The following is a 5886-nucleotide window of genomic DNA, read 5'->3' on the forward strand; positions in this document are numbered from 1 at the left end:
GAACAAGACCCATAACTCGTCTGGCACCAACCGCTCGATGAGATCCGTCATGCACGGCTCAACGAACGATCACACCATAAGAAACGACGTCTAAGAGGTTCTGACAAAGAAAAGAGGTGTTGGACGTCGGTGGGTGACGAGGCAGGTGGCGAGGCCGAGGAAGGCTTCGTGGATGTCGTCACGTCGCTCCCAGCGGACGCGGAGCCGACGGAAGCCGTGGAGCCAGGCGATAGTCCGTTCCACGGCCCACCGGTGGACACCGAGGCCGGAGCCGCGCGGGACACTGCGGCAGGTGATCACCGGCATGACTCCGTTTGCCCAGACCAGGCGGCGGCACTTGCCGTGGTCGTAGCCGCGGTCGGCCAGAAGCGTGCCGGTCACCGGTCTGGCCGGCGGGCCAGACCGGTGACCGGCAGGATCTTCCGCAGCAGCGGCATCAGCTGGGTGACACCGTTGCGGTTCCCGCCGGTCAACAACACCGCAGGCTGGATGCCCTGGCCGTCGACGAGGACGTGCGGCTGCTGCCCGGCCGTGCACCGTCGACCGGGCTGTAACGCTTCTGAGCCCCGCCGCGAGGCCAGTGGATGCAGCGGTAACCGTGGGGGCCGCGTAATGGTCGGCTCGACGGCCCAGCGATGGACGCCAGGGCCGGAGACATGCGCAACACCGTGCCGGGCGGTGACCGGTTTGCTGCCTTGAGCCCAGACAAGGCGGCAGTGCTGCTTGCCGTGGCCGCCGCCCGGGTCGGCAAGCAACATGTCGGGCCGCCGCCGCGGCCAGGCCGGGCCGACAACGGACGGGCACTCGTGGAATCACCAGCGGCGGCCCGGACGTCATCGAAGTGCGCGTCGCAAGCCAGCATCGTGGACTTCAGGCACAGTACCTGCTATCACGTGGCCTTGATTGTCGCGAGCCACCGGATACAGAGCATTGTGGCCACATGTGTGGCAGAACGTCAGCGCGCCCTGAGAACTGACCTGGAGGATTCATGAGATCAGCTGACACCAGCCAGACCCCCGTCCGGTTCCATAGCGCTGATCTGACACTGAAGGAAGCAGCAGGGATCTTCGCCCGGTACCCAAGCCCTCGTATCCTCATCCCGGCCACCATGGCAGCGATCGCAGCCCGTGCCCTGTGCGCAGGATGGTCCCGCCGTGATGCGGAGATCGCGGCAGCGCTGGTAGCAGTAGAGCCGTTCGTCGAGTGGACGGTCCACGCACACATTCTTCATCAACGCCCCCGCAGGATTATGGGGCGTACATTCGACTCTCTCGCTGCCCGCAAGCACCGTCGCCACCATATGGATCCTCGTGACCCGGGTCTTGTGTTCATCCCTGACCATGCCGCTCTGGCTCTCGTAGCCGGGATCGCTGCGGCAAGCATGCTGATCTTTCGGAGTCCCCGGGCCGCGCTCACCGGCACTGCCGCGTCACTTCTCCTCTTGAGTACCTACGAGTGGACACACTTCTTGATCCACTCATCGTACAAACCCAGAAGCGGGGCGTACCGATCGATCCGGCGTACGCACTACCTGCATCATTTCCGCAATGAGCATTATTGGTTCGGCATCGTCACCCCACTGTCTGACAAGATTCTTATGACTAACCCGTCTAAAGATGCCGTCCTGCCGTCGCCCACGGTCAAGACTCTGGGGGCGACGGAGCTCCACCGCCAGGAACATGATGCGTGACGGCAGTCCAGCGCCGCGGTTCTGCCGCCGCCGACGGCACGGCAACTTCCTCTACCATGCAGCCCAAGCCGCCGCCCACATGCGCAGCCTCGCCTGCCCGGCATGACCAGACCACCTCCAGCGCGGTCTCCCCCGGCCCGGACGCAACTTTCTGTAGCACGATTTCAGAAAGAGCGCCTTCGGGTGAGGTCAGGTCATGACGACCGCCGGTGCCTGCGCGTGCGAGGTCGCGGATGGGTCGGAAGGTGACGTGGTCTTGTCTCATCCCAGGATGCCTGGTCTTCGCGGTCGTGCGCTTCTACCCGCCGCTGCTGTGTGCCTGGGCGCGTTCGGTTCGCGGCCGTGCGCCGGGTGACGTCCGTGTCTGAGCGTTCTACCCAATGCCCGCTGGGAGTTGATCGAGCCGGTTTCTGGGGCCTGGCGTTTCGAGCGCCCGTGACAGAAACCTGGCCGTCGGCCGGCCACCCACGCACGATCTGCACGCGGCATCATGGACGCGATCTTGTATCTGGACCGGAGCGGCCTCCAGCGGCGCTACCTCCCTCATGACTTCCGGCGCTGGGCCACGGTCTGCGACCACTTCGCCAAATGGAGCGACGAGGGCATGTTCACCAGCTCAACGGCTTGGTCCGGCAACTGCCGCGCACAAGGACGGCAGCGCAAGGCACATTCCCCACGACGGATCCGCGTCGAGCACGGCATCGCCCCCTCAAGAACTGGCGGGCAGTGGCCCGCCACCTCGGCCACCGCAAGCACACGAGTGACACCGTCCAGGCCGACGCCGGCCTGGACGGCCACCAGCAGACCGCGGACCTGAAACCTCGACGACAGAGGCGAGCACCGATCCCGCTGAAGTCCTCCACGTCTCACCACCTACCGTGCACGAACTCGTGAGGACGTGTTGTGATCTGGCGCCGAGCGACGACACAGCCTCTGTCGCCGCCCGGCAGTTGAGCGAGGTAGTCGAGCGACTGATCACCACAGGTCGGTGGCAGAACAGGGGACCTGACGTTCTCGACATCACGATCGCCGGATACGACGCGCCCCGGCTGGCCCACCCACCTGCGGGGGACCCTCCGGTCCAGGTGCTGGCCCGGATGCACTCGGACCATGGCCTGCACAGCCGCGCACCCTGAGCCAGCTGCCCGTTCACCTCCAGGTAACCCGGCGCTCGGGACGCCCACAGCGTCACCGACCGCGTTTCTACGGCTTTGTAGCCGCTCGCCCCTGGGTCCGGATCCGGCCCGGGCTCGCCCACCCCTCTTCCCTGGCTGCAGCCAACGACACTTTCCCGATCGTCAGAGGCACCTTGCCCGCCTGGAGTACTCGATGTGATCAGCCTAGCTGGCGCCCTCGCCCCGGCCCTGCGCGAAGCGATGAAGACCATCGGACCAAGGCGGCCCTGATCCCGTGACGGCATTCTGCCGCAGGCCCGCCCGTCGCCCGGCCGCAGCGGCTGCAAGGCACGGGTGTACGACACTCTTTAGGGAGCGCCGCCAGCGGCAGGCGCACGCCCATGACGCATAAGGATCGCGATGATCAAACCGATGATGCAGGCAGCGGCAGCCACATAGAACGAGAAATCGTAGGCTGAGGCCGTATAGAGCTGTGGAATAGCCTGAACAGGGCCTGACTTTCCTTCGATGTCAACAGAAAACATTAGCTGATTCGCACTCTGAGAGGCAGTTACAATCGCCGTGCCAAGAGACATCCCCATTGCGTTAGACACACCATACATTCCGGAGCTAATGCCCTGCTGGGCCGCCGGAACCGCTTCGACGATGAGATTTGGAATGGATGCATAGAAGGCTCCTAGCCCAATCCCCTGGAGAACTGAGATTGCAGCATACTGCCCCCAGGTATGATTGAAGATGAGGAACAGAACAGCCGACGCCGCAAGGGTAGCCGTTGCCGTAATCAGGGGAATCCTGAGACCCACTCGCCTGGACCAGGCCCCTGTCCCCACTCCCGCGACACTGAAGGTCCCGTAAGCAAAAACCGCAACATGAGTGGCAAAGCCAAGCAGAGTAAACCCCAGGGCAAAACTGATATCACCGATGATATTTACATCCACATGTTCCATGACCCTTGACGCCTGGGCACTCTGATTCAGCTCTTGAATAATCCTGTCACTCAACTGCTCTCGGGTCGGAGATTGCGTCATATAGGGGATCGAGTAAGCCATGATCCCGATCCCGACTGCCGTAATAAGGGAATTGGCGAGCACCAGCGAAACCTTCGGGTCGAACAGCAGGCGCATGTCGATAATGGGATCTGACACAAAGTGCTCTGTTACAACAAATGCAACGAGAAGCAGCAGGCCTGAGAACAGGCAGGCCAGCGCAGTGCCGCTGCCCCATCCCCACGTGGCCCCGTTCGCGAGATAGAGAAGAACGAGTGCCACCCCCGAGGCCAGGAGTGCCGCTCCGGCAAAGTCGAGGCGCTGCCGCAGACGGAGAGTGCTCTCTGGAACTGTGAGCCAGAACAGCGGAGTCACGACAGCAACAAAGATCATCATGCTCCAGAAGAGCCAGCGCCAGCTGTAGTGATCAAGAATCCAGCCCCCCAGAAGGGGGGCGGCAAGGGCAGCAAGGCCGAATCCCCCTGCAACGGAGCCGACCGCGATAGGAACATAACGGCGGGGGAGAATATCGCGGAACAGCCCGAACGCGAGGACCGGGGTTGCATAGCCCAATGCCGCTACACCCCGGCCGATCAGGAAGACGGGCCAGGAGGTTGTCACGGCACAGATTAGGTTGCCGGCAAAGAACGCGACTCCAACGGCCAACAAAAGACGGCGCTTCCCCCACATATCAGACATCTTGCCGATGATGGGTGTAAGCGATCCGCCGACCAGCAGGAACACGATAAGCATCCAGCTGATATTGGCACCGACCCCGGGAAACGAGGGTGCAATTTGAGGAACTGCAGCAAACACCATCGTGTACTGTAGCGGGGCGATCTCGACGAAGGAGATCGTAGCGACAATGATTACCGCGACCTGCAATCTTGTCGGATTCGCGACCCTTCCGAACTCATCAAGCGTGACTCTCCGGAGCATCATGCCTGGCCATTCTCCCGATCTCTACACGAGGGCGTTATTGAGGGACTACTATCGAACACTCGCGGGCACGCAGGGTCACTTAGTCATCAGTCGCACTAGGGACGTCTGCCGTGTAGACGCCTTCCCTGGATCCTGGTGCACCAGATTCAAGTATTCAGGTTTCTCCCGGCGGGATTTACGATGAACAGAGAACGCTGGACCTGGTGCGTGTCCGCCGAGAGGTAGGGATGCCGGGCTGGCGGCGCCAGCCGAACCAAACCCAGCCTCCTTGTACGCAGCCCGGGCCCCTCAGCTATGGCGCTCCTCAACGACGCAGCGTGTCCCTGCGGCATTAGCCACTGCGACAGACATCCCGCTCACACACTTGCAGCCCGCGAGCCGAGATTGGCGGTGACACACAGGCGGGCGGGTGTGAATCAACCAGGTGGTCGCATACGCTGCCTCGGCTCAGGGCCCTTGCAAGTGATCAGGTGAGTCGCCCCTTGGCAAGCCGCGGATGCCCCTCCGGCCTTACACGCGGCGAAAGGCTCTCGGGGAACTTGCTGACCGGGCTCCGCCCGTACTTCTTCCGGCAGGCTACCCAAAGTCAGCCACCGCAAGATCGTCTGCACGTCGAGCCATTCGTTGACGCGCTTTCGCCCGTCCCACGAGTGGCACCTCCTCATTACATCCATCACGCTCTAGGAGTTCCTCGCAAGAGCGTTGACGGTAGGTGGGTGATGAGGCAGGTGGCGAGGCCGGGGAAGTCTTCCTGGATGTCGTCGCGTCGTTTCCCAGCGGCCGTGCAGGCGCCGGAAGCCAGGCGATGGTGCGATTGACGGCCCAGCGGTGGACGCCGGGGCCGGAGCGATGCGGGACGTGCCACGTCGGGCGATGAACAGTTTGATGCCCCGGGCCCAACCGCTACGGCAACAGAACACGAGGCGGCGACACGTGCCGTGGCCGCAGCCCTGGTCGGCCAGCAGCACGGCCGGTCGCCATCACGGTCGGCCCGCCAGACCTGCGACGGACGGAATCTTCGCAAGGGTCATCAGCTGAGTGAGCCTCTTTCATCCTGTGCTGGAGGGTGAAATGGGCTGGTCAGCGGGAGTGGTGACGAGACAGGGCCCCTGGTCGTTGGCGTGGTGATTCC

General features: G+C 63.2%; 4 protein-coding genes and 1 pseudogene. 2 read left to right on the forward strand and 3 right to left on the reverse strand.

What is annotated here, in order from left to right; translation table 11 throughout:
- Nucleotides 1–90: 90 nt before the first annotated feature.
- The gene (locus ACFQ79_RS40050; protein ID WP_383593171.1) at nt 91–306 is read right to left on the reverse strand and encodes a transposase; all 216 of its coding nucleotides are present in this window, start codon (nt 304–306) and stop codon (nt 91–93) included.
- A 71-nt stretch (nt 307–377) separates the two neighbouring features.
- Nucleotides 378–758, reverse strand: coding sequence for a hypothetical protein (locus ACFQ79_RS40055; RefSeq protein ID WP_383593163.1), 381 nt, complete (start codon nt 756–758; stop codon nt 378–380).
- A 350-nt stretch (nt 759–1108) separates the two neighbouring features.
- Between ACFQ79_RS40055 and ACFQ79_RS40060 the strand changes: the two genes are divergently transcribed.
- Nucleotides 1109–1690, forward strand: coding sequence for a sterol desaturase family protein (locus ACFQ79_RS40060; RefSeq protein ID WP_383593165.1), 582 nt, complete (start codon nt 1109–1111; stop codon nt 1688–1690).
- Nucleotides 1691–2054: 364 nt separating this feature from the next.
- A pseudogene (locus ACFQ79_RS40065) lies at nt 2055–2341 on the forward strand (transposase); the annotation flags it as partial.
- 832 nt (nt 2342–3173) lie between these two features.
- Here ACFQ79_RS40065 and ACFQ79_RS40070 read toward each other — a convergent pair.
- Nucleotides 3174–4754, reverse strand: a complete 1581-nt coding sequence (locus tag ACFQ79_RS40070) for an MFS transporter (RefSeq protein ID WP_383593168.1) — start codon at nt 4752–4754, stop codon at nt 3174–3176.
- Nucleotides 4755–5886 lie beyond the last annotated feature (1132 nt).

The organism is Streptomyces sp. NPDC056480 (genome assembly GCF_042795405.1).
Taxonomy (GTDB): Bacteria; Actinomycetota; Actinomycetes; order Streptomycetales; family Streptomycetaceae; genus Streptomyces.